This window comes from Rhodanobacter sp. MP1X3, assembly GCF_014207165.1.
Lineage (GTDB): Bacteria > Pseudomonadota > Gammaproteobacteria > Xanthomonadales > Rhodanobacteraceae > Rhodanobacter.
Genome location: NZ_JACHCO010000001.1, coordinates 1229997 through 1255733, shown reverse-complemented (window position 1 = coordinate 1255733; position 25737 = coordinate 1229997). Strand labels below are relative to the sequence as shown.

At 61.3% G+C, this 25737-nt stretch carries 15 protein-coding genes; 7 read left to right on the top strand and 8 right to left on the bottom strand.

Going from position 1 to position 25737, the window contains the following annotated elements:
* The first annotated feature begins 166 nt into the window (after positions 1-166).
* The 4 genes from HDE79_RS05155 to HDE79_RS05140 all read left to right on the top strand — a co-directional run bounded on the left by HDE79_RS05155 (position 167) and on the right by HDE79_RS05140 (position 10527).
* Positions 167-2788 (top strand): glycosyltransferase, encoded by a 2622-nt coding sequence (locus HDE79_RS05155; RefSeq protein WP_184600804.1) that lies wholly within the window; start codon positions 167-169, stop codon positions 2786-2788.
* A gap of 203 nt (positions 2789-2991) precedes the next feature.
* The gene (locus HDE79_RS05150; RefSeq protein WP_184600803.1) at positions 2992-4770 is read left to right on the top strand and encodes an autotransporter assembly complex family protein; all 1779 of its coding nucleotides are present in this window, start codon (positions 2992-2994) and stop codon (positions 4768-4770) included.
* A gap of 14 nt (positions 4771-4784) precedes the next feature.
* Positions 4785-8585, top strand: coding sequence for a translocation/assembly module TamB domain-containing protein (locus HDE79_RS05145; RefSeq protein ID WP_255488245.1), 3801 nt, complete (start codon positions 4785-4787; stop codon positions 8583-8585).
* A gap of 226 nt (positions 8586-8811) precedes the next feature.
* Positions 8812-10527, top strand: coding sequence for a DUF3300 domain-containing protein (locus HDE79_RS05140; protein WP_184600801.1), 1716 nt, complete (start codon positions 8812-8814; stop codon positions 10525-10527).
* A gap of 171 nt (positions 10528-10698) precedes the next feature.
* On the opposite strand, the gene HDE79_RS05135 is transcribed toward HDE79_RS05140, so the two are convergent.
* From HDE79_RS05135 to HDE79_RS05120, 4 genes are all read right to left on the bottom strand, one after another.
* Positions 10699-11418 carry an SDR family oxidoreductase gene (locus HDE79_RS05135; protein WP_184600800.1) on the bottom strand — a complete coding sequence of 240 codons (720 nt, stop codon included), beginning with the start codon at positions 11416-11418 and terminating at the stop codon, positions 10699-10701.
* 110 nt (positions 11419-11528) lie between these two features.
* Positions 11529-12659, bottom strand: a complete 1131-nt coding sequence (locus tag HDE79_RS05130; protein ID WP_184600799.1) for an HlyD family secretion protein — start codon at positions 12657-12659, stop codon at positions 11529-11531.
* A complete protein-coding gene (locus HDE79_RS05125; RefSeq protein WP_184600798.1) occupies positions 12656-13105 on the bottom strand; it encodes a PaaI family thioesterase in 450 nt (149 codons plus the stop codon). Before HDE79_RS05125 ends, HDE79_RS05130 begins: the two co-directional genes overlap by 4 nt.
* Positions 13102-13725 carry a TetR/AcrR family transcriptional regulator gene (locus tag HDE79_RS05120; RefSeq protein ID WP_184600797.1) on the bottom strand — a complete coding sequence of 208 codons (624 nt, stop codon included), beginning with the start codon at positions 13723-13725 and terminating at the stop codon, positions 13102-13104. The genes HDE79_RS05125 and HDE79_RS05120 overlap by 4 nt, the downstream gene beginning before the upstream one ends.
* Before the next feature lie 65 nt (positions 13726-13790).
* Here HDE79_RS05120 and HDE79_RS05115 point away from each other — a divergent pair, with 65 nt between their 5' ends.
* The 3 genes from HDE79_RS05115 (at position 13791) to HDE79_RS05105 (ending at position 18619) form a co-directional block, all read left to right on the top strand.
* Positions 13791-15368 (top strand): DHA2 family efflux MFS transporter permease subunit, encoded by a 1578-nt coding sequence (locus HDE79_RS05115; protein ID WP_184600796.1) that lies wholly within the window; start codon positions 13791-13793, stop codon positions 15366-15368.
* 98 nt (positions 15369-15466) lie between these two features.
* Positions 15467-17527, top strand: a complete 2061-nt coding sequence (locus tag HDE79_RS05110) for a M13 family metallopeptidase (protein ID WP_184600795.1) — start codon at positions 15467-15469, stop codon at positions 17525-17527.
* A 576-nt stretch (positions 17528-18103) separates the two neighbouring features.
* Positions 18104-18619 carry a DUF4019 domain-containing protein gene (locus HDE79_RS05105; protein ID WP_184600794.1) on the top strand — a complete coding sequence of 172 codons (516 nt, stop codon included), beginning with the start codon at positions 18104-18106 and terminating at the stop codon, positions 18617-18619.
* A 56-nt stretch (positions 18620-18675) separates the two neighbouring features.
* Here HDE79_RS05105 and murD read toward each other — a convergent pair whose 3' ends face one another.
* From murD to HDE79_RS05085, 4 genes are all read right to left on the bottom strand, one after another.
* The gene (gene murD, locus HDE79_RS05100; protein WP_184601123.1) at positions 18676-20034 is read right to left on the bottom strand and encodes a UDP-N-acetylmuramoyl-L-alanine--D-glutamate ligase; all 1359 of its coding nucleotides are present in this window, start codon (positions 20032-20034) and stop codon (positions 18676-18678) included.
* The gene (gene murL / locus HDE79_RS05095) at positions 20034-21377 is read right to left on the bottom strand and encodes a UDP-N-acetyl-alpha-D-muramoyl-L-alanyl-L-glutamate epimerase (protein WP_184600793.1); all 1344 of its coding nucleotides are present in this window, start codon (positions 21375-21377) and stop codon (positions 20034-20036) included. Before murL ends, murD begins: the two co-directional genes overlap by 1 nt.
* A gap of 30 nt (positions 21378-21407) precedes the next feature.
* Positions 21408-24032 carry a bifunctional aspartate kinase/diaminopimelate decarboxylase gene (locus HDE79_RS05090; RefSeq protein ID WP_343205905.1) on the bottom strand — a complete coding sequence of 875 codons (2625 nt, stop codon included), beginning with the start codon at positions 24030-24032 and terminating at the stop codon, positions 21408-21410.
* 139 nt (positions 24033-24171) lie between these two features.
* Positions 24172-25686, bottom strand: coding sequence for a fumarate hydratase (locus HDE79_RS05085; RefSeq protein ID WP_184600792.1), 1515 nt, complete (start codon positions 25684-25686; stop codon positions 24172-24174).
* Between the last annotated feature and the right edge of the window lie 51 nt (positions 25687-25737).

Here is a 25737-nt window from a genome sequence, read left to right as displayed (position 1 = left end):
GCCGGCACATCCAAAGGAGACGGGAGCCGGGTTTTTCGATGCCTTTTCCTGCGGGTCCTGACCTCGCGCTGACCATCGCATGGACTTTTGGTTGAGCCTGTTGCCCTGCATTGGTTAAGCTCCCTAAGCTTTTGCGCTTCCGACGCAGGCTTTTCCGGGAATTTTTTTGAGCGCCACGGCAGCAAACCAAGACAGCAAGTACCCGCTTCTCTCCGCCCTGGCGATTGCGCTGGTCGTGGCCGCGCTGAATATCGGACTGTGGTGGTGGGGCAACCTGCCTAATGGGCCAGGTGACTGGCATGGCCAGATCGGCGGCTTTGCCTACTCGGGGTTTCAGCGCTACCAGAACCCGCTCAATCACGACTTTCCCACCGATGACCAGATCGCAGGAGATTTGAAGCTGCTCGGGCGGTACACGGACAGCATCAGCACGTACTCAATGCAAGTAAACCCGCAGGTCTTGCGCCTGGCGGAAAAGCAGGGCCTCAAAGTAATGGCCGGCGCCGAGATCGACAAGCGGCTGGACAACAACGAAAAGGAAATCGACGCGCTCATCGCCCAAGCCAGACGCTACCCGGGCACCATCAACCGCGTGATCGTGGGCAACGAGGTGCTATACCGCAATGACCTCTCGCCCGAACAGATGATGGCTTACGCCGACCGGGTGCGCGCCGCGCTGCATCAGCCGGTATCGATTGCCGAGCCAGACTACATCTGGCTGAAGTATCCCGAGCTGGCTGACCACGTCGATTTCATCACCATCCATCTGTTCCCCTTCTGGAACGGCGTAACCGTATCCAGCGGAGAAGACGGCAAGTCCGACGCCGTTGGCCAGGCGTTGGGCGCCTACCATGCCATACAACATCGTTTTCCGAACAAGCACATTGTGGTCGGTGAAATTGGCTGGCCATCCAACGGCGACCGTCAAAAACAGTCCTATCCGTCGATCTCCAACGAGGCGATCTTCGACAGGGTATGGCTGAACGAGGCCAAAAAAGAAAATATCGATTACTACCTGTTCGAAGCCTTCGACCAGCCATGGAAAGAGGATCTCGGCGAAGGCCGCACCGGCGCCTACTGGGGCGTATTCAACGCCGACCGCCAGCTGAAGTTTCCGCTGACCGGCCCGATCATCGAGGACACCAACTGGCCGTGGAAGGCGATCGCCGCCAGCCTGCTCGCGCTGCTGCCGATGATCTGGTTTGCGCGCCGATTCAGCCGATTCAAACCGATGGGCCGGCTGTTTTTCTGCATGCTGATCCAGCTCGCCTGTGGCCTGCTGACCTGGTCGGCCACCTTGCCGTTCAATTTCTATCTGAGCTGGATCGACTGGACCATGCTGGTGCTGTTGTTCCCGGCGCAGATCGCGATTCTTGCCATCCTGCTGATCAACGGTTTCGAGTTCACCGAAGTGCTATGGCGCCGAAGCTGGGTGCGTAATGCTGGCATGCTGCGGCCAGACCGCCCGGAGAAGCAGCCGTTCGTATCGATCCACCTGGCCTGCTACAACGAACCGCCGGAGATGGTGATCATCACGCTCGATTCGCTGGCCGCACTCGATTACGAGAACTACGAAGTGCTGGTAATCGACAACAACACCAAGAACCCGGACGTGTGGAAACCGGTGCAGGCGTATTGCGAACAGCTCGGCAAGCGCTTCCGCTTTTTCCATCTCGAACCGTGGCCCGGCTTCAAGGCCGGCGCACTGAATTTTGGTTTGAAAGAAACCGATCCGCGTGCCGATGTTGTCGCAGTGATCGACGCCGACTACGAAGTACGTCACGACTGGCTCTCCACGCTGACCGGCCACTTCCACGATCCGAAGGTCGCCGTGGTGCAGTGCCCGCAAGCGCATCGCGAATTCGAGAACAACACGTTCCGCCGCATGACCGCCTGGGAATACGACGGCTTCTTCCGCATCGGCATGCATCATCGCAACGAACGCAACGCGATCATCCAGCACGGCACCATGACCATGGTGCGGCGCTCGGCGCTGGAAGGCACCGGTGGCTGGTCGGAGTGGACGATCTGCGAAGACGCCGAGCTGGGCCTGCGCCTGATGCACTCCGGTTACGACCTGGTCTACGTCGACGAACTGATGGGCAAGGGCCTGACCCCAGCCGACTTCAAGGCGTACAAGAGCCAGCGCTATCGCTGGGCCTTCGGCGCGATGCAGATCCTCAAGGGCCGCTGGCGCTGGATGACCAAGGCCGGCCCGCTGTCGGGTGGCCAACGCTTCCACTTCCTCACCGGTTGGTTCAGCTGGTTCGCCGACGCGCTGCATCTGCTATTCAGCCTGATGGCGATTTTCTGGACCGCCGGCATGGTGGCCTACCCCGAACTTTTCAGCCTGCCGATGCAGCTGTTCCTGATTCCGATCATCGGCTTCTTTTTTGCCAAGGCGATCTTCGGCATCGTGCTGTACCGCGCCCGCGTGCCGTGCAGCTGGTACGACACGCTGATGGCTTCGTTGGCCAGCATGGGTCTGAGCCATGCGATCGCGCGCGGCATCCTGCACGGGCTGACACGCGAGAAGACCTCGTTCGTGGTGACTGCAAAAAGCCGCCGCCTGGGCGAATCGAGCTTTGCCGCCTTCGCGCCGGTGCGCGAGGAAATGATGATGGCCTTCGCCATCAGCATGTGCGTGGTTGGCATCGCCATGGGTTACGCCTCGCACCTCATCGAGGGCCGCCTGTGGATATTCATCCTTTGCGCGCAGTCGATTCCGTATTTTTCAGCGGTCGCCGGCGCATGGATCGCTCACCGGGCGGGTGACAAGGCTGGCTGATAAAGCCGGCCGTGGCGATCTACTCGTGCGTTGCCTGGAAACACTACAACACTACTTTTCAGGTGCTGATCGGTACGATGCCAATAACACTGTACTGATCAGTGCTGCATCGGTGCGGTACTTTCATACTCCGCGAACATTTCTCTGAATTAAGCTTCCGGCTTAGTTACGTGCACACGCCCTTGAGGACGGAACCCCCACGCATGCGCCGATTTGCCCAACGTCAGCGATTGCTGCTGACGCTGAATTTTCTGCTGCTGACGCCGCTGGCGCATGCTGGTGTGCAGCTGGTGGTGGATGGCGTGGATGACACGCTCAAGAACGCAGTAACCTCGAGCGTGGAGTTATCGCAATACGCGGCACGCGACGTGAGCGAGGCCCAAGCGCGCCGTCTCTACGAACGCGCGCCGGATCAGGTGAAAACGGCGCTCCAACCTTACGGTTACTACGAAGCCACCACCACCGGTGACATTCAGCAGATCGGCAAGGACTGGAAAGTCACCCTGCACGTGACGGCGGGCGAGCCGGTGAAAATCACCACCGTCAATCTGACCATGGACAAGCAGGCCGCGGCCATCGCACCGATCCGTCGCGCCATGCGCGCACTGGAAAAGCTCAAGGACCAGCCACTGAACGATGGCGCCTACGATGATCTGCGTGATCGCGTCAGCGGCGCGCTCACTGCGAATGGTTTTCTCGATGCCAGGTTGGTGACTCATCGTGTCGAAGTGAATCGGGCGGAGCACCACGCCGTCATCACGCTGGCATGGGAAGCTGGAGAACGCTACCGCTACGGTCAGGTGCACTTTGACAACTCGCAGTTCCGCGAGGATTTCCTCGATCGCTATATACCGTTTAAACCCGGCGATTATTTCTCACAGGATCAGCTGCTGGAACTGCAGCAAGCCTTGAACGGCGCGGATTATTTTTCAGTAGTCAACGTGCTGCCCGATGTGGACAGCGCGAAAAATGGTGTCGTCGATATCAGTGTGCAACTGGCGCCGGCCAAGCGCACGATCTACAGCGGCGGTCCGTTCATTGGCACAGACACCGGCGTAGGCGTACGCGGCGGCATCGAGCGTCGCTGGGTCAACCGCCGCGGGCACAAGTGGAAGAACGAAGTGGTGCTGGCGCAACGATTGAAAACGGTGTCCACGCTGTATTCCGTTCCCCTGCCCGGCACCAACCAGCGTAGCCTCAACTATGGCGCCACTTATCGCGACTCCAATACCGATACCTCGCAGTCGCGTACGCTCGAGCTGGTCGCCAACGAAACCGAACTGTGGCACGGCTGGACTCGAACGCTCGGCGTGCATGCGCTGTCTGGTACGTTCACCGTGGGCAAGATCGGCAACGAGCCGGACAGCACGCCCGGCATCGAGCACGGCCGCAGTACCGAGGTATTTGGCGAAGCGTCGCTGTCGCGCAAGAAGGCCGACAATCCCAACTTCGTCCATCACGGCTGGTCACTGAGCCTGACCGCACGCAGCACCGCCGGCACACTGCTCTCCGATGCGCGCTTCAGCCAGCTGATGGCCGATGCCAAATGGATCGACGCGTTTGGCGCCAACGATCGTAACCGACTGATCCTGCGTGGCACGGCTGGCGTCACCTGGACCAACGACTTCACTGCACTGCCTCCGCAACTGCGCTTTTTCGCTGGTGGCGATCGCTCGATCCGAGGCTATGGGTTTCAGGAAGTCGGTCCGCTCAACAGTTTCGGTCGCGTCATTGGTGGCGAAAATCTGCTGGTCGCCAGCACCGAAGTGGAGCATTACTTCACCCGCACCTGGGGCATGGCGGCATTTGTCGACGCCGGCAACGCGTTCACCGGCACCAATTACAGCCCGGTCATCGGCGCCGGTCTCGGCGTACGCTGGCTGTCGCCGGTGGGCATGATCCGCGTTGATGTCGGCACACCGATTCACAACTCGCGCGAAAGCGGCTTTGAATTGCACCTCGTGATCGGACCGGATCTATGAGTGATGTGAATGCCATGAACCCGTCTGCTTCTTCTGCCAAGCCGCCACTGCGTCACCGGCTGCGTTGGATCGGCGCGATTTTATTGCTGCTCTTTGTATTGATCGTCGCGGCCGCCGCATGGCTGCTCGGCACCTCATCCGGTCTGCGCTTTGCGCTGGCACACGCGCAATCGATGACTCATGGTGCACTGCAGGTACAACAAGCCGACGGACGTCTGATCGGACCGCTCGATCTCTCCGGCGTGCGCTATCGCGACGGCACCGGGCTTGATGCACAGGTCGCCACCGTCCATCTCGATCTGCGCATCTGGCCGCTGTTGGGCAAACGGTTACACGTGCTGGACCTCGATGTCGATGGCGTCAACGTAGCCCTGCCGTCGAACGCACCACCAACGGAAAAAAGCGACTCGACCTTTTCATTGAGACCGCCGCTGGATCTGTTGCTGGATCGCGTGCATGTCGGTTCCGTAACAATCACCCAGGCCAAGCAGACCGTGTTCGCCTCGAACAAGCTCGATCTCGCCGGCAGCTGGACCAGCAAGGGCATCGAACTGCGCCAGCTCGATCTGCAGGCACCGGATGGCCACGCCATGCTCGGCGGCAAGCTGGCCGTGGGCAAGAATTACCAGGGCAACGGCAGCGCCAGCTTCGCGTGGAAGGTCGACACCACGGACTATGCCGGCAGCCTCACCGTGCACAGCGACGGCCAGCGCGCGCATGTGGATTTAAAACTTCAGCAGCCAACGGTCGCGCAGTTGCAACTCGATCTGAGCCAGAGCGGCGACTACGTCTGGACGGCCAAACTCGATGCGCCAACTTTCGATCCCAAACCGCTGCTCGGCGAGAGTTCGCTGAAGGCGCTCGCGTTGTCGCTGCAAGGCCACGGCGACCGCTACAGCGCTGTTCTCAATGGCACGCTCAACCTCAACGACTACAAGCTGCTGTTGCAACCGCTCAGCGTGCAGTTCGATCACGACTTCAAGACGCTGACCCTGCGCCAGCTCAACCTGGGTTCACCGCAGATCAAGGGGAGTGTGGCGGCCAGCGGCACCGTGCAACTCGATGCGCAGCCAGTAAGCGCCGAGCTGGCCATCCAGTGGAACGACCTGCAACTACCGGCAGAGTTGGTCGGCCAGCCGCTGACCAGTCACGGCACACTGAAAGCCAGTGGCAGTTCCAACAACTATCACGCGGAAGGCGATGTCGCGATCGGCCCACCCGGCAAGCTGGCGTCACTGGCGCTGAATCTCGACGGCACACCGCAGCAGATTGCTTTGCATACGCTAGCGCTGAAGCAGGTGCACGGCGGAATGCAGGTCAATGGCACGTTGAGCCTACATCCCGCACTGACCTGGCAGGTCGATGCCACCGCCGATCAGCTCGATCCCGGCCAGTTGCTAGCTGGCTGGAGCGGCGCGCTGAACTTCGACATCGCCAGCCACGGCACGCTGCCGCAGAACCGTCCCGACGTGACGCTGGAAATCCGCAAACTCAACGGCACGCTGCGCAAGCGCGCGATCAAGGGTGATGGCACGCTGCACCTTTCGCCCAACGAAGTCGTCGATGGTCAACTCAATCTCTCCTCGGGGGGCAGCACCGTGCGCGTCGCCGCGAAAAGTTCAGGCGGCGGCGACAGTGCTGCCAACAATATTGCGCTGGATCTTGCCGTCACCTCGCTGGGGGATTGGCTGCCCGATGCCAGCGGTCGATTGAATGGCGCGTTCCATGTGCGCGGCCGGCAGCCGAAGCTCAGCGTCGACGGCCAGTTGCAGGGGCAGTCTATCGCCTACCAGCAGCAGCGCGTCGCCAGCCTGCAGCTCGATGCCAACGTGCCGGACATCAGCAACCCCGGCGGCAAGTTCAACCTGCAGCTGCACGACGTGAATGCCAGCGGTCTGCTGTTTTCGCAGATCAGCCTGCTGGCCAGCGGCACAGCAGCGCAGCACAGTCTGAATCTCGATGCACGCGGCACGCAGCTTTCAGCAATGCTGGTGTTGAACGGTGCGCTGAAAGGCTCCGACTGGCGCGGCACGCTATCCACGCTGACACTGGAGCCGCAAGGCTTGCCTGGACTGCGCTTGCAGCAACCGGCGCAGCTCGCCTACGTTGGCGGTGCAATGAGCATTTCGGAAATGTGCCTGAGTGCTGGCGATCCGCTGCTATGCGTGCAGGCCAAACAGGACAAGGCAGGCAACCTCGATGCCAGCTACCGCTTGCGCCAGCTGCCACTCGCGCTGCTGATGAATGCTGCCGGTGAAGCCAATCTGCCGGTGCGCGCTGACGGTACGCTGGAAGGCAGCGGCAACATCCGTCGCAACGCGGCTGGAGCGCTGAGCGGCACCGCATCAATCACCTCGGCAAACGGCAGCGTGACCTATACCGACCACGCCGACGAGCCGCTGCTGACCTATAACCAGTTGGGCATCAACGCTACGCTCTCGCCGGACAGCCAGCGCGTCGAGCTGCACGGCGGCCTCGACGGCGGTGGACGTCTGGACGGCCAAATCATCGTCAGCGGTGCGCAGCAGTCGCTCAACGGCCAGCTCGATCTGCGCCTCAACAAACTCGGTTTCATCGAGCTGCTGACCAGTCAGGTAGCCAACGTGAAGGGCGCGCTAGGCGGCAGTTTCCGTATCGGCGGCACGTTGAAACAGCCGTCTGTTCTCGGCAACGCCACCCTCAGCGACTTTGCCGCCGAAGTGCCCGCCGCCGGTCTCAAGCTCACGCAGGGCAAGGTGGTGGTCAGTGCGCTGGATGCGCAGCACTTCCGTATCACGGGCAACGTGCAGTCCGGCAAGGGCACGTTGGCGATCGATGGGAGCGGTGACCTTGGTGCCAGCGCGCAAACGACGATCACGCTCAAGGGAAGCCAGTTCACCGCCGCAGACATTCCTGCCGCCAAGGTTGTGGTCTCACCGGATCTGACCATCAAGCAGGATGCCAAGGGCATCGATGTTGGCGGCGGTGTCACGCTGGACAGCGCTGACGTCAATCTCGACAAGCTGCCCGGCACCGGTGCCAGCAAAGCCTCGCCAGACATCGTGGTGGTCGATCAGGAACAGCCGGAGCAAGCTGCCAAAGGGCTGCCGATCAGTGCGCAGGTGAAAGTTGATCTCGGCTCCAAGACCCACCTGATCGGCAAGGGTCTGGATGGCCACCTCAGTGGCCAGCTCACGGTCAGCGAAATACCCGGACGCGCCACTACCGGTCGCGGCCAGATCGGTGTGAACGGCACCTATAAAGCCTACGGTCAGAATCTGCAGATCGAGCGCGGTCAGCTGCTGTTCGCCAGTACGCCGATCGACAACCCCGGCCTCAACATCCGCGCCGTGCGCAAGATCAACCCGAACGCCACCGTCGATGACGGGCAAGTGGTCGGATTGCTGATTGCCGGCACCGCGCAGCGCCCGAGCGTTACCGTGTTCTCCAATCCGGTGATGGAACAATCCGACGCACTGTCATACCTGATCACTGGCAAGCCGCTATCGGATGTGAAAGGTGGCGAAGGCAGTGCCGTCAGTTCCGCTGCGCAGGCACTGGGCTCGGCCGGCGGTAATTTCCTGGCAAAGCGGATCGGATCGCGCTTGGGTGTGGACGATATCGGCGTCAGCAGCAGCGACGCACTGAACGGCAACTCCGCGTTTACCGTGGGTAAGTATCTGTCACCGCGGCTTTATCTCAGCTATGGCGTTGGCCTGTTTGAATCCGGCCAGGTAATTACGCTGCGTTATCGCCTCACCCAACGCTGGAACTTCGAGGCGCAGAACGCTACCGACTTCAACCGCGCCAGCCTGAACTATCGCTACGAACGGTAACTGTCGCGACAGCAACCGTTCAAATCACGCCCTGATAATCCACCTCACGCCACACTTCCGCTTGAAATCACGAGTGCGGACTAAGAAAGCTGCAAGTTCTCGACAGGAAGCGTCTTCGAACAGAACGTCTCCGAAAGGAATTGCAGGAAGGATTTGGATTTCCGTACTTTCACCCATTTACCTGAGAGGTTGCCCCGTGACCCGTATGCCGCTTGCACGAAACACGATGTACACCCTGCTCTGCGCAGGCTTCGTAGTGATAGCAGGCTGCAATCAGCCGGCCACGCCGGCGCAGCCTCTTGCTAGTTCCGCATCGGCCCCCGCACCGGCACAGACAGCCGCCGGCGCCCAACAGGCGGCCTACACACCGCCGTCCGCCGATCAGCTTTATCAAATGGTCGCGCCGATCGCGCTGTTCCCGGACAAGCTCGTGGCGCAGGTGCTGGCCGGCTCGACCTATCCTGACCAGATCACCGCCGCCGATGGCGTGGTCGACCAGAATCCGAACCTGAAAGGTGACGCGCTGCAGACCGCCATCGCCCAGCAGCCATGGGATCCCAGCGTCAAAGGCCTGACCGTTTTCCCCAGCGTGCTCGATCAGATGGCGAAGAACGTTGACTGGACGACTTCGCTCGGTGAGGCGTACGTCAACGATCCGACTGACGTGATGAATGCGATCCAGGTCATGCGCCAGCGTGCGTCGTCGCACGGCAGCCTACGCAGCTCCACGCAGCTGACTGTGCAGACACAGACGGCAACGCCCGTCGATTATCAGAGCGATGGCGGCCAGCCGGTGTATTCCGTCGTGCCCGCACCGACCCAGGTGATCGAAATCCAGCCGAGCAATCCGGACACCGTTTATGTGCCGGAGTACAACCCGCAGGTCGTCTACGGTGAAGAGGTCCCCTATTATCCCGGTTATGTCTATGAGCAACCGCGCGGATACAGCGGTGGCGATCTCATTGCCGCTGGTGCCATCGGTTTCGGCGCAGCGATCCTGGTCGGCTCGCTATTCGGTCACCACCATGATGGTGGTTATGGCGGCGGTGGTGGTTATGGCTGGAACAATTGGGGCATGAACTGGGGTGGTCACGGCGGCGGCGGTGGTGGCTATGGCGGCGGCTACGGTGGCGGCCGTCCGGCTGTGGTCTACAACAACAACACCTACGTCTCGCGTTCCACCACGGTGATCAATCACAACAACGTCACCAATAACAATTACGGCAACAACCGTACGGTCAACAACATCAACAACAACCGGAACGTTGGCAACACCGTGGTCAACAATCGCCCAGGTGCAGCCGCAACTCCTAACTTCGGCGCTAACGCCGCCGCCCAGCGTGCTCTTCCGGGTCAGCAGGGCGCGCGCGGCATCGCCGGCAACCCGGCCGTGGCTCATGCAAATGTGGCCGCTGCAGCACACGCCCCGATGAGCATGCCGCACTTCAACGGCGTACCGCAACGCGGTGTGACCACGGCGCAAAGCGAGCGCGCCGTGGGACATGCAGCGCCGAACAACCTCGCACATTCCAACGTGGCAAACACGCAGCACGGCTTGCCCGGCGCTCAGCAAAATCGTGAGGCAGTGAATCGCGCCAACGGTGCCGAACAACATACGGCGGCACAGACTCATGCCGCATTTGCACCCCAGCAGCACGTGAATGCATCAGCGCAGCAACACGCAGCCGCACGACCGGCCGAAGCACAACATTTCAACCAGCCGCAACATGTCAATCAGCCGGAGCGGCAGCAAGCGCCGCAGCAACGGCAGGCCGTAGCTCCTCGCGAGACGGCTGCGCCGCGTCCAATGGCGCAGCCGCGTCCGCAGGAAGTGGCCCGCCACGAGCAAGCCGCACCGCGTCCGCAGCCGCACAACAGCGGTGCTGCTCACCCTGCGCCACATCCCGCCGCAAAGCACAAGGATGACGATAAGCACCGCTGATCGTTCTTGATTGAGCAGCTCACCGACCGCTCAAGTGAGGCGCCAAGGACGGCATCGCGGCTTAACTACGATCACTGCCTTGTCCTGAGCAGCGATCGATTTACCTGAAACGGCTGACTGTTCGGACGATGCATGAAAGCATCGGATCCAGACTCGTCGGCCGTTTTTATTTCACTGCGCGCTGGTCGCCAGATAAGCCGCTGGCGTTTTTCCAAAGCCAGCTTTGACGTTCCGCGAGGTGTCGTCGGCAATCACTTCGCTGTCCCCCGCCTCGATGCCTTTCATGACAGCCTTGGCAATATCCTCGGGGCGTGACCTCGGCAACGTGGCGTTCCCAATGCCCTTGATCATGTCGGTCTCGATCAGCCCCGCGTGCACACCAACCACCAAAGTGCCTTGCCTGCTGAGCTCATTGCGCAGGCCATTGGTTACCACCCACGCGGCGGCCTTGGTCACCGGGTAAATACTCGTGCCGGGCAAACTGATCCAGCTCAACACCGAAAGCATGTTGACCAGCACACCACCACCGTTCCTGGCGAGCACCGGTGCGAACGCGCGGCTCACGGCCAGCACACCATAGACGTTGGTTTCCATCAGTAAGCGCAGTGAATCCACGCCGAGATCGGACAACAGCGCTTCGCCACGCACCGTGATGCCTGCGTTGTTGATCAGCAGATCCACATCACTGCACTGGGCGGCCGCTGCAGCAATATCATCGGCGTTAGTCACGTCGAGCTTTATCGGAACGACACCATCCAGCGTGACCGATGAAGGATCACGCGCGCTGGCGTAGACCTTTATCGCACCAGCGGCCAGCAGCGCCTTGGCGTAAGCCAGACCGAGTCCGCGATTGGCTCCGGTCACGAATGCCGTACTGCCTTTGATTTTCATAGATGCACGCCTCAAGAGTTGCTATGGAAGATGGCGCGGTTTCTCATCGCGCCTGAAAGTGTTGAACCGGCTGCTAAAGCATTTCAGTGAGTGGCAAAAGAGCAGTCTGCTCAGCGCGATACCTGCTGAGGAATTGTCTTGCGCAATCGCACGGTCACCGTGCTGGACAGCCCGGGACGCAGCTGTTCCAGTGCCGATTGGTTCGCATCGAAGCGAATGCGCACGGGCACCCGCTGCACGATCTTGGTGAAGTTGCCGGTACCCGGCTCGAACGGCAGCAGCGAGAACTGCGAACCCGAGCCGGGCGCAAAACTTTCCACATGACCGGTGAGCGTGTGGCCAGGCAAGGCATCCACTTCGATGCTGGCCAATTGGCCGACAACCATACGAGCGGTCTGTGTCTCCTTGAAATTGGCGATCACGTAAAGCGCCTGCAACGGCACGACGCTGAGCAAGCGCGTACCCGGCTGTACGTAGTCCCCTGGCTCGACTTGGCGATCACCGACCACGCCGTCAATCGGCGAGCGGATCAGCGTGTTGGTCTGATCCTGTCGAGCCAGATCCATGGCCGCTTTTGCGCTGGCGACGGCAGCCTCGGCCTGCGCCAACTGTGCCTGCAGCGTGAGCCGCTTCGCATAAGTCACTAAGGCCTGATCGCGACTCACTGCAAATTCGGCGCGGCTGTGATCGGCATTGGCCTGCGCGGTCACCTCTGCAGTGCGGAACTGCTCAGCATCGCGTTTCGCCACAGCGCCGCTGGCGATCAACTGGTCGTAGCGTCGGCGATCGGCTTCGGCCAGCGAGCGCTGCGCATCGAAGGAACGGATTGTCGACTGCGCGACGCGCACGTTGGACCCGGCCAGTTTTTCTTCCGCATCGAGCGCAACCAGTGCTGCCTGCGCCGCCTGCACCGCAGCTTGCGCGTTCTGCAAAGCGGCCGTGGAAGAGGCAACGCGCGCATCGAATTCCTCGGCATCGATGTGCACCAGCGGGTCACCACGATGCACGCGCTGATCGTGCTGCACCAATACGGCGGCCACCAAGCCGCGCACCTTGGGTGCGACGATCGAGCTGTCCGCCTGCAGATAGGCGTTGTCGGTCGATTCGCTCCCCCTGGGTGAAGCGATATAGAGCACGCCAGCAACAGCAATCAGGATGGCGACCGTTGCGACCAGCAGCGGCCGACGTGACCATGCCAGTCGATGTGGTGATGCTTCGACCGCCGAAGCTTCGGCGCTCATCGGTCCATGACCAGCAAGGTGGAGCTAGCCGTCGCGTAAAGTTTGCCATTGGCATCGGTGAGGCTACCCTCGACGAACGCCACTCGACGCCCCATTGAAATAACCCGGCCCTCGGCGCGTACGAGACCCGACTGTGCCGTCAGCGCTTTGTGGTATGCCACTTTCAGTTCCAGCGTGGTGTATGTCTGCTGGGCGGTCATCCGCGAATGCACCGCACAACCCAGCGCCGAGTCCAGCAGCGTGGCGAAATAACCGCCGTGCACCATGCCCATCGGGTTGTACGCATGCGGCCCCGGTACGCCAGCGAACACCGCGCGCCCCTCGTCTACCTCGACCAGATCGAAGTCCAGCGATTCGGCAATACCGGGCCGTTTTCCACATGCCATGACCACGCGCAACTGCTCCAGCCCGCTTAGCCCCTTGCCGATCTCCTCGACCATGCTCATTGCACTGACTCCAGTCCGAGCCGCTGCTTGAGCGACCGACGCGAAGCGGCGAGGATTTCATCCGAACACTTCGCCTCGGGCTCGATGCGCGCCAGCGACAGCGCGCCAATCAGTTCGGCGATCATCGAGCGCGCCTGTGCGCCGATGGCCGCATTCTTTGCAACGGTATGCTTGATGTTGGCGCCATCCAGCGCGGCAAGCTTCTCGCCCAAGGCAACCGTGAGCCGACGTACCCCGGTCGCAAACTGTTCGCGAGCGGCATCGTCCAGGCGCGGCAGGTCCGATGCCAGTGCGGCCATCGGGCAGCCCGCGCCTCGGGCGTCGCGATGCCTTTTCGAAAGATAGAAATCGATATAGGCAACCAGACCTTCGGCAGGTGTGCGGTCCTTCATCTCATGCTGCACGCGGTGGCGCGCGTCGTCGAACATCTGGCCGATGGCCGCGGCGACCAATTCATCCTTGGAGGCGAAGTGCGCGTAGAAACCACCGTGCGTCAGTCCGGCCTCGGCCATCACACCGGCTACGCCGACGCGGTGGGGGCCCTCAGCGCGAATGGCTTTGGCGGCGGCCTGCAGCACCTTCATGCGGGTCTGCTGCTTGTGCTCGGTGTCATAGCGCATGGACTTGTCGCTCTGTTTATATGATTATCATCATATAATAAACGCCAACCAATGCAAGTCACCTAATGAATACTGCATCAACTTCGCCAGCCAGCCTGCCGCTGGCGCGCAAATACCTGATATTCGGGATCCTGGCGTTCGGCCAGTTCATGGCGCTGATCGATATCCAGATCGTGGCTGCCTCGCTCAACGACGTGCAGGCCGGGCTTTCAGCCGGGCCGGATGAAATCAGCTGGGTACAGACCGGTTACCTGATGGCGGAACTCGTGATGATTCCATTCGCCGCGTTTCTGGCGCAGGCGCTGTCCACGCGCTGGCTGTTTGCGCTCTCGGCTGGCCTGTTCACGACAGCAAGCGCCCTGTGCGGCATGGCGTGGGATATCCAGTCGATGATTGCCTTCCGAGTAATCCAGGGCTTCGTCGGTGGCGCGATGGTGCCCACCGTGTTTGCCACCGGCTTTTACCTATTTACCGGCAAGGATCGCGCAATGATTCCCGCCATCCTGGGCATGGTTTCGGTGCTTGCGCCGACGCTGGGACCGACGGTAGGCGGATGGCTCACCGCAGCGATCGGCTGGCGCTCGATTTTTTATATCAATATCGTGCCCGGCATCATTGTCACCGGAATGTCGATCCTGTTCGTCAAGGTCGACAAGCCCAACCTGTCGATGCTCAAGCGCATTGACTACGTGCACCTTGCGGCCATGGCAACGTTTCTTGGTGGCCTGGAATACGTGCTGGAAGAAGGCCCACGGCATGACTGGTTAGGCGACCCTACCATCGCCACGGCGGCATGGCTGTCTTTCGTTGGTTTCATGCTTTTTCTCGAGCGCTCATTCCGCTCGGCGATGCCAGTAGTGAAGCTGTCGCCGTTTCGCAAGCCCACCTTCGCTTTTGCCTGCCTGTTCAATCTGGTAATCGGCTTCGGGCTGTATTCGGCAACGTATCTGATACCGGTGTTCCTCGGCAGAGTGCGTGATTTCAACAGCCTGCAGATCGGCACCACGGTTTTCGTCACCGGGCTGGCACAGGTTTTCAGCACGGTGCTGGCGGCGCGACTGTCGCAACGGTTCGACCCACGTTGGATGATTTCCGCCGGCCTGCCGCTATTCGCTACCAGCTTGTGGCTTGCCTCCTACATGACGCCGGAGTGGGGCTTCGTTTCGCTGTTGGCACCGCAACTGCTGCGCGGTTTTGCAATCATGCTGTGCATCGTGCCCAGTGTGAACATGGCCCTGGGTGGCTTCGCCATGACCGAACTGCGCTACGCCTCCGGCCTGTTCAACTTGATGCGCAATCTCGGTGGTGCGATCGGCATCGCACTGGTCAATACTTGGCTGCAGGATCAAACTCGGATCCACGCCTTGCGTATCGGCGAAAGCCTAGGTGAATCCGGACGCGTCGCGCCGGATTTCCTGGCCGCGCTGGCCGCGCGCATCGGTAACGTCACCAGCGATTCGGCACACGCGCTGCTGATGGCGCAAGGCGAGATCGCCCGCGTGGTGGGCCGCGAATCGTTGACGCTGGCCTTCAACGACGTGTTTCGCCTGATGGCATGGATCTTCATCGCAGCACTAGTGATGGTACCGTTCTGCCGGCCTGCCTCCAGTGCCGCAGCAGCGCCCCCGGCCGAAGCCCATTGAAACAACTTGACGTATGGCACCAGTGGCCCATCCGTCATGCACACAAACACCGCCGGGCGGTTTATCGTGGGGTACTTTTCTTCGAGGTGTACTCAGCCATGTCGACCGAACGATGGATTCTTGCTGCTGCAATTCTCTGCAGCCTCGGCGTCACGACCACCGGCGCCGTGGATGCCCCACGCAGCCCCTCGGGTATCGACCTGGTCGGCATCGATCACAGCATCAAGCCGGGCGATGACTTTGACGGCTATGCCAACGAAAACTGGCGCAAGACCGCGGTGATTCCCGCCGACCGCTCCAGCACCGGCGTGTTCTTGCACGTGTTCGAGAAGGCGGAGAAGCGCAACGCCGAACTGATCAAGACGATCGCGGCCAGCAAGGCGCCGGCTGGCACCAGCCAGCGCAAGATCGCCGACTATTACGCCGCTTTCATGGACACCGCCAGTATTGAGAAGCACGGCCTGGCGCCGCTGCAGCCGCAGCTAGGCGCGATCGCCGCGATCACCACGAAAGCAGCGCTGGCGACACAGCTTGGCGCCGAACTGCGCGCCGACGTGGACCCGATCAACGCAACCAATTTCAGCACCGAGCACCTGTTCGGTCTGTTCGTGACGCAGGGGTTGGAAGACCCCTCGCGCAGCATGCCTTACCTGCTGCAAGGCGGCCTGGGCATGCCCAACCGCGACTACTACCTCGACACCGACAAGGACATGGCGGGTTTTCGCTCCCAGTACCAGGTCTATATCGCCACTCAGCTGAAAAACGCCGGCATCGCCGATGCAGACGAGAAAGCTAAAGCCGTCTTCGATCTGGAGATCAAGATCGCCAAGGCACAGGAAAGCCTGGTCGACAGCGAGGACGTACACAAGGCCAACAATCCCTGGGCGCTGACCGACTTCGCCAGCAAAGCGCCTGGCCTCGACTGGGCGATCTATTTCAAAGCGGCCGGTCTAGATACCCAGAAGCAGATCGTGGTCTGGCAACCCGCCGCGATCACCGCCGAGTCGGCGCTCGTGGCCAGCGAACCGCTGGATACCTGGAAGGCCTATCTCACCTTCCACACGATCAACCATGTCGCCAGCCTGCTGCCCAAGGCGTATGCCGATGCCAGCTTCGAGTTCTACAGCCATGCCTTGCAGGGCACTCCCAAGCAGAGCGAGCGCTGGAAGCGCGCGCTCGGCGCGGTGAATCGCGATCTCGGTGATGCTGTCGGCCAGCTCTACGTCAAGCAGTACTTCCCTGCCTCGTCCAAAATCGAAGTGCAGCAGATGGTCAACAATATCCTGGCGGCGTTCGACAGCCGCGTGGATGAACTGACCTGGATGACGCCGTCGACCAAGGCCAAGGCCAAAGCCAAGATCGCCACCACCCATGTCGGCGTGGGCTACCCGGAAACCTGGCGCAATTACGCCGACCTCACCATCAAGGCAGATGATCCGGTCGGCAACCACCTGCGTGCCGAGCAGCACGAATACCAGCACCAGAAGGCCAAATTGGACGCGCCGGTCGATCGCAACGAATGGTGGATGACGCCGCAGACCGTCAATGCGGTCAACCTGCCGCTACAGAATGCACTGAACTTCCCGGCCGCGATTCTCGAGGCACCGTTCTTCGATCCCAAAGCCGACCCCGCCGCCAACTACGGCTCGATCGGCGCAGTGATTGGCCATGAGATCAGCCACAGCTTCGACAATACCGGCGCCGAGTTCGATGCTAACGGCAAACTGGCCAACTGGTGGACGCCAGCCGACCAGGCGCACTTCAAGGCCGCCACGCAGAAACTGGTGACTCAATACAGTGCCTACGAGGCGCTGCCCGGCCTGCATATCAACGGTCAGCAGACGCTGGGTGAGAACATCGCCGACGTCTCCGGTCTCACGGTCGCCTATATCGCCTATCACAAGTCGCTGCGCGGCAAGCCGGCACCCGTGATCGACGGACTCACCGGCGACCAGCGTTTCTTTCTCGCGTTCGCGCAATCGTGGCGGGAAAAAACCCGCGATGCGGCCATGCGTGCGCAGGTGATTTCCGATGGCCACGCGCCGGGAAATTTTCGCGCGCAGACCGTGCGCAATATCGATGCGTGGTACGACGCGTTTGCACCCAAGCCCGACGAGAAGTTGTATCTCGCGCCAGATGATCGTGTACGCATCTGGTAAAAATCATGGACAACGTGAGGCATGCCGTCGTGCCTCACATTGTTGTTCATGACTTTGTTGCACATCACCCGCTAAGGAATCACTTGGAACGCTTCGCCTTCGTTCTCTACACGTCCAAACCCGGCAAGGAAAAGCAGCTGCTTGCCGCAGTGAAAACATCTTGATGTACTCGACGCCGAGGATCTGATCACCGACCGACACGGCTACGTGATGCGTGCTGGCGATGACACGATCGTCGAAGTGTTTGAATGGTGCTAAGCGGAAGCGCTCACACAAGCGCACACGAATGCCGCGGCAGGCGTGCTATGGCCGAGTTAGGCGAAACCTGTGATTACACGCCGCTGGCGCAACTGAAGGAATCACATCACATGTTTGCGGAGTTTGATGCGGTGGATTTCTGACATTCGGCAACTCTCGAATCGCGAAATCCCCTTGCACCAAGTCAGCAAAAACGAATCAATGCGCTCACCGCGAGCCATCCGCAAGTAGCGATTCAGCAGACTGCGCTACGCACGCGGTCGTGCTAACGTCAACTCAGGCTGCTGAATCGACATGGTCCTTGACGGAGATTGTCTGATGTTCGCCAAATTCTTTTTCCCTGCAATGCTGCTGATTGTCGCCACTGCAGCACAGGCGCAAAACCCAGCGCCGGCCATCAAACCGCCAACAGCTGAAACACTGACGCCGCAACAGAAGGCGTTGCAGGCAGAGCTCAGCAATGTAGGTCCGCAGCTAGTCGCTCTCGCTACCCAGGTCGCCGAACTGATCGACAAGAACAAGGCCGACGAGGTTTGGGACAACGCATCCGGGATTACCAAGGCCATCGTTACCAAAGACGTCTTCGTGAGCCAGATCACCGCAGAACGTGCGCCGCTCGGCGCGGTCAAATTGCGGCAACTCAGCGGACTTGGAAGCCTCGTCTCCGACGGTCGCGTGGCCGCCAAGGGCGGACCCACCACTCCGGCCGGCATTTACATCAACGTAGCCTTTGCAACCCAGTTCGGTACCGACCCAAAGCCTGTACGCGAACGGGTGTCGTTCCATCTCGACACCGACCAGCGATGGCGAGTGACCGGCTATACGCTGCGCTAAGTCACTCGTCGCAATAAGAGTGCCGAGACAAGCGCACCTATTGTTTGCGCGCTACGCTAGCCAATGCCCAAGCCGTCGATGCCTGTAATAGCCACCCTATCGAAGCCGGCCAGCTCGGTGAAACGGCGGCCGCGCTCTGCGTAATCCTGGAATTGATCAAAGCTTGGTGCGCCGGGCGAGAGCAGAATCACGCCACCGTTGCTGGTTCGCGCTTTTGCCTCGGTGATCGCAGTGACAAGATCATCGACACGCACCATCGGACAGCAGACGTCAACGGTACGCAGCGCGGCTTCAATGCGCGTGCCATTGCTGCCCATGCAGATAATCGCATGGGGTGGCGTGGCGCTCATTGCCTCGACGAAAGCGGTCCAGTCGACACCGCGATCGTAGCCGCCGACAAGTACCGTCACCGACTGACCGCGCAGGCTTTCCAGAGCGGCCAGCGTTGCTTGTGGCGTGGTGCTGATGGAATCGTTGATCCAGTGAAATCCCCCGCGTTCACCCAGCGGCTGCAGGCGATGCGGCAAGGGAAGAAAATTCGCCAGCGAGGGCGCCGCCGCCAGCGCATCCATGCCGATATCAGCCAATGCCGCGAGCGCGGCGCAGGCGTTCAGCGCATTGTGCAAACCGGGCGCAGCGAGCTGGGCGGTCGGAAAAACTTCGTCGGCACCGCGACGGATAAAACCATCGGCCACATGCCAGCCGGATAGCTGTCCGAACAGCAGGCGGTGCGGATGCTCCTGCGTACGCTCCATCAGCACGGGCTGCAGCGCATTGACCAATAGCTGGCGAGAGGCATCGACGAGTCGCAGCTTGTCGATGACGTACTGCTCGCGCGAGCCGTGCCAGTCGAGGTGCTCTTCGTACAGGCTGGTTATGACGCCCAGCTCCAGCGAGGCGGCTTCGCCGGTCTGGAAACTGGACAGCTCGATAACCCAGAGTTCGGCGGATTGTCCGCGCAACTCAAGCAGAGGCAAACCGATATTGCCGGCCAACGCCGTACGCACGCCGAGCGATCGCGCGAGGTGAGCGATCATCGCACTGGTGGTGCTCTTGCCCTTGGTACCGGTCACGGCGATCACGTGTGCACCGGGGTTTTCCGCAAACCACAGCGCGGTACCCGAGGTGAACTGCGTACCGTGCGCCTGCGCGGCGAGGATGGCCGGCTTGTACGCGGAAATGCCCGGCGATTTCACCACTACGTCAAAAACACTCAACGCGATGGCATCCGGCTCCTGGCCACGGACGATGAGTGCATTGTCGAAGCGATGCGCAGCGTCGATTTCCGATTCACTGCAATACAGCGTCAGCGGCAGGTGAGGCAATTGCTCGCGCACCGCGGCGATCGTCGCCCGGCCCTCGCGACCAAAACCCCAGACCGCGACGCGCCGATCCGCCAGTTCGGCAATACGCATCAGCCGATGGTTGCCAGCGCCGGCTGCAAACGTGCCGGCACGCGATGCTCGGTATCCGGCTGCAGCCATGATTCCAAAGCCAGCTGTGAGGCATCGAGCTGCGGCAAAATTTCACTGCGGAAGCGTGCAACCAGTGCATCCTCCTGCCACTCCGGTCGCTGGCTCAGCGCGAACATTGCGGCACGCGCCTCGGCACCTTCGCCCACGCATTCGAACGGCTTGTGGTCCTGGTACTCCATCAGCGCATCGAAGCCGGCCGACTGCGTTTCGTCATCGAGCAGGTTGCGTCCAAAAATACCCAGTAGCCGTGGCTTGGAAAGGAACGGCGCCAGTGCAAGAAACACGAAGTGGCACTTCGGGCAGTGCCCGCACCAGCGATCGGCCGGCTTGGGGCCGAGCAGCTTGAAGTTGCGGTTGCAGCTGGAAAACGTGTCGAAATACGGCGTAAGTTTGGCAAACGCGCGCGTGATTGCCAGCTCCGAATACGGACGCAGCAGCGAGCAGTAATCCAGATCAGCAGCAACGTGCGTGTGCAGCCAGTCGCCCAATAGCTGCTCGAACGCGTAGCCCTTGCTCCACTGGTGATTCACCTGCAGACCGTCGTACTCCAGCGTAGCCACCGAAGCCGAACGCTCGTTGGCGAACGCAATGGAATCGTAGCCATAGAGAATCGCTGCCACCGCGAGGATCGCCGAGTTCACCGCCGTCACCGGGATATGACCGTTCCATGCACCGAGCCGGTTCAACTCGAACAGGCCCGGTGCAAGTTCGCGCTGAATATTGAGCATGGGCAGGCCAGTACGCTCGGCGCAGGCCGCGATCAACGGCGAGTTGCCGACCCATACCGCGGTCGCCTCGCCGCCGATGGCCTTGATCGCCTCAACCGCCACCAGCGAATCCTTGCCACCGCCAATCGGCACCAAGGTGCGCTTCGGCAGGCCGAGAGATGCTGCTGCCGACTGTGTGGAACCACCTCGCGGAAAGATGATGCGTCCGCGCAGATCCAGAGCGTTGCGATACGCGAATTCGGCCAGCCCGTGCAGGTACAGCGCATCAAGTACATCGGCGGTTGCGTCGTCCAATGAGCCATCAGCCACTTCGATCGTTGGCGGCACGCCTGCCTTGTAGTAGCTGACGCCGGCGATCAGGTGCAGCAGCCGCAGCGCACGTCCAAAGGCTTCGGCTCGCTCGGGCGGCAGCACCGGCACATCGGGAAAGTAAATCTTCTCGATCAGCTCATCACCGTCATCGAACGCATAGACCAGCTCGACCACGCCATCGGCATAGGCGTGACGGACGAAACGAAACACCTGGGTCAGGCGGGGTTGAATCACGTTTATCACCTGCTGTTGTTTCCTAGCCCGAGTACGACATCAATCAAGAATGATCTCTTCTGCCGGACCACGCAGATTATATGGCGAGGACATCACTTGGCCGTAGGCGCCGGTGGTGGCAATCAGCACCACATCACCCTCATGACTTTCCGGCAGGCGGCGATCATTGCCCAGCACGTCGCCGGATTCACAGATTGGCCCCACGACCTGGTACATCGCCGTGGCCGGCTCGTTGAAGCGGGTGAGATTGACGATTTCGTGCCAGGCGTCGTACAGCGCGGGACGGATCAGGTTGTGCATGCCCGCATCCACGCCCAGATAGCGCCAGCTGCCCTTGCCCTTGAGTTGGGTGACCTTGGCCAGCAGCACGCCCGCCTCGGCCACCAGAAAACGGCCCGGTTCCATCCACAACTGGTAGCGCGGATACAGCCGCTTCACCTCGGCCAGCGCTTCACCGACAGCGTCGAGATCCAGCGGCTGCTCGCCGGGATGCGATGGCACCCCGAGGCCACCGCCGATATTGAGAAACTCCACCGAAGGAATTCGCTCGGCGAGACTGGCCAGCTGCGCGTAAACCTCGGCCCAATGGCCCGGCTCCAACACGCCCGAGCCCAGGTGTGCATGCAGGCCGACGATGCGCGCGTGACGTGCGGTAGCCAGATGCACGAAGGCATCGAGCTGATCCAGTGGCAGACCGAACTTGCTGGTACTGCCGCCGGTACGTACCTTGTCGTGGTGGCCGGAGCCGCGACCCAGATCGATGCGCAGGCTGATGTCATGGCCGTCGAACGTTTCGACCCAGTGCTCCATCGGATGCAGCGAGTCCAGCGTCACCATCACACCAGCCTCCAGCGCATCGCGGTAGTCGCTGCGCGGCGCGAAGTTGGGCGTGAACAACCTCGGTGTCGAGGCAGGCACGGTCTCAGCAACACGCGCCAGTTCGCCTGGCGACACACACTCCAGCCCCAGCCCTTCCTCCGCCAGAACGCGCAGGATCGCCGGATGCGAGTTGGCCTTGATCGCATAGAACAGGCGATCCACTGGCAGCTTGGCCTTCAAAGCACGAGCGCGTTCCCGTACGGTGCCGAGGTGATAGACATAGCGAGGGCTGCGCTGCTCGGCCAGTTGCATCAGCTGCGTGCGCGCGTGCAACCACCACGCTTCATCATGCGCTGCGGCCTCGGCACCGTAGAGCCGCTCCCAAGTCGGACCGAACAGGTCGGCATCGTCGGTGCGCATGGCGCCGGCGCGCACCAGTTGCTCGTGCAACTGCGGCAGCAAGTCGTCCACGACATTTTCATCGACCACGAAGGTCAGGTTGAGGTTATTCGACGACTGCGAAATCATGTGTACGCGATGCTGGCCGAATTCGGCCATTACCGGATTCAACCGATGCAGCATCGAGCGCATGCCGCGTCCCACCATGGTCACCGCTGCGCATGGCGCGATCACCTTGACCCGGCAGACCTTGGCCAAATCGGTGGCCAGCGCGGCCAGAACATCGGAATCGAGCAGGTTTTCCGTAGGGTCCAGCGACACGGTCACGTTGGTCTCGGCCGAGCCGATCAGGTCCACCGACAGGCCGTGCTGCTTGAACTGGTTGAACACGTCGGCCAGAAAGCCGACCTGCTGCCACATGCCGACCGACTCCATCGACACCAGGGTGATGCCTTTGCGCGTGCTGATCGCCTTGATGCTCGCCGCTTCCTCGCGCAGCTCCGGCCCGATCCGCGTGCCGGCCAGCTCCGGTCGATTGGTGTCCTTGATCAGCAGCGGCACACGCGGCAGGCGCAACGGCGAAAGGCAACGTGGATGCAGCACCTTGGCACCGGTGGTGGCGATTTCCTGTGCCTCTTCGTAATCGAGCCGTCGCAGCAGGCGCGCACCCGGCACTTGCCGCGGGTTGGCGGTAAACATGCCGGCTACGTCGGTCCAGATTTCGACCCGCAGGGCCTTGAGCAGCGCACCGAAATACGATGCCGAGGTATCCGAGCCGCCGCGACCCAGCAGCACGGTGCGACCGCCCTTGTTCGATGCATCGTCCGGATCGACGCCTTCACGCGCAATGAAACCCTGGGTGATGAACACGTCGCCGCGTGCAGCGAGATGGGCTGCCAATACCGGATCCGGCTGCGAATCGACGATGGCTGAAAGCAACCGCGTGCGTTCGTTCTGGTTCGGCAGAGTGACCGCCTCCAGACACTCACGCGCGTCCAGCCACTCGGTTGCCAAGCCATTCGCGCTGAGAAAGGCCGCGCCGAGCGCGCTGGACATCAGCTCGCCATGCGCCTGCACTTGCGCCTGCCAGGCCAGATCACCACTGCCGTGAGCAGCAAGACCCGCGAGATCATGCAGCCTCGCCGCCAGCGTGTCGGGCAGGCTCAACTGCATGTGTTCCAGCAGATCGTGATGGCGCTGCGCGATGGCCTGCGCTGAGTCGATACGCGCATCCGATGTGGTCTGTACACAGAGATTCTTCAGTGCATCGGTGATGCCGGTCAGTGCGGACACCACCACCAGCACACGCGCGCCCTCGGCACGACGACTGGCGACCAGTTCGAGAATGTTCTGCCAGCGTGGCAGCGTCGCCACGCTGGTGCCCCCGAACTTCATCACGATCCAGGGGGCGCCCGCAGGCAAAGGTACAAGATTGGTCTGGGTCACGGGCGTTGGTTGTCAGCGAGGGGGAAAGTCATCCAGCCAGTGTTGCGCTGCAGAACAAAAATGGCAATGGTCTTTGATTATTGGATGTTTAGACGTTTAGACTTCCATAGGTCCCTGCCATGGAAATCCATCCAAACGCTTACACCACCGCGACGGGAATTCGCCCGATCTTCGCCTGCCATTCCTTCGGCCCCGTCTGGTGCACCGAGCTGCCGAGCGAATCGACCGCCACGGTGACCGGCATGTCCTGCACGGTGAACTCGTAAATCGCCTCCATGCCGAGATCGGCAAAGCCGACCACCCGCGAGGCCTTGATTGCCTTGGAAACGAGATACGCCGCGCCACCCACCGCCATCAGATACACCGACTGGTGTTTCTTGATCGCCTCGATGGCGGCCGGGCCACGCTCGGCCTTGCCAACCATGCCAAGCAAACCGGTTTCGGCAAGCACCTGTTCGGTGAACTTGTCCATGCGCGTCGCTGTGGTCGGACCCGCGGGACCGACCACTTCGTCGCGTACCGGGTCGACCGGGCCGACGTAGTAAATGAAGCGCCCCTTGAAATCGACCGGCAACGCCTCGCCCTTGTTCAACATCTCGACCATGCGCTTGTGTGCCGCATCGCGACCGGTCAACAGCTTGCCGTTGAGCAGGAGCACATCGCCGGGTTTCCAGCTGGCGACGTCTTCCTTGGTCACGGTGTCCAGGTCGACGCGACGACCCTTCGAGGTGTCGTAGGTAAGCTTCGGCCAGTCTTCCAGCGATGGCGGATCGAGCATCACCGGACCAGAACCGTCCAGCGTGAAGTGCGCATGGCGCGTAGCCGCGCAGTTTGGGATCAGCGCCACGGGCAGGTTCGCCGCATGGGTCGGGTATTCCTTCACCTTGATATCGAGCACGGTGGTGAGTCCGCCCAGACCCTGCGCGCCAATGCCCAGCGCGTTGACCTTGTCGTACAGTTCGACGCGCAGCTCTTCGCCGCGATTGCTCGCACCGCGTGCAATCAGCTCCTGGATGTCGATCGGCTCCATCAGCGCCTCTTTCGCCATCAGCATCGCCTTTTCGGCCGTGCCGCCGATGCCGATGCCCAGCATGCCCGGCGGGCACCAGCCCGCGCCCATCGTCGGCACCGTCTTCAGCACCCAGTCAACGATGGAGTCGGACGGGTTGAGCATGGCGAACTTCGACTTCGCCTCGGAACCACCGCCCTTGGCCGCGACGATGACATCGAGCTTGTCGCCCGGCACGATGCTGACGTTGATCACCGCCGGCGTGTTGTCTTTCGTGTTGATGCGCTTGCCGGCCGGGTCGGCCAGGATGCTGGCACGCAGCTTATTGTCCGGGTCGTTGTAGGCACGACGCACGCCCTCGTTGATCATGTCGTCCAGCGACATCGTCGCGTCCCACTGCACGTTCATGCCGAGCTTGATGAACACCGTCACGATGCCGGTGTCCTGGCACAACGGTCGATGCCCTTCGGCGGCCATGCGCGAGTTGATCAGGATCTGCGCCATCGCGTCTTTGGCGGCAGGGCTTTCTTCGCGCTCATAGGCAGCAGCGAGCCCCTTGATGTAGTCGACCGGGTGGTAGTAGCTGATGTACTGCAACGCATCGGCAACGGACTGGATCAGATCGTCTTGCTTGATGATGGTCATGGGGCGGCTTTTGGTGGTTGGCCGGTACTGGCCAACGTTGATGGAAAAGGT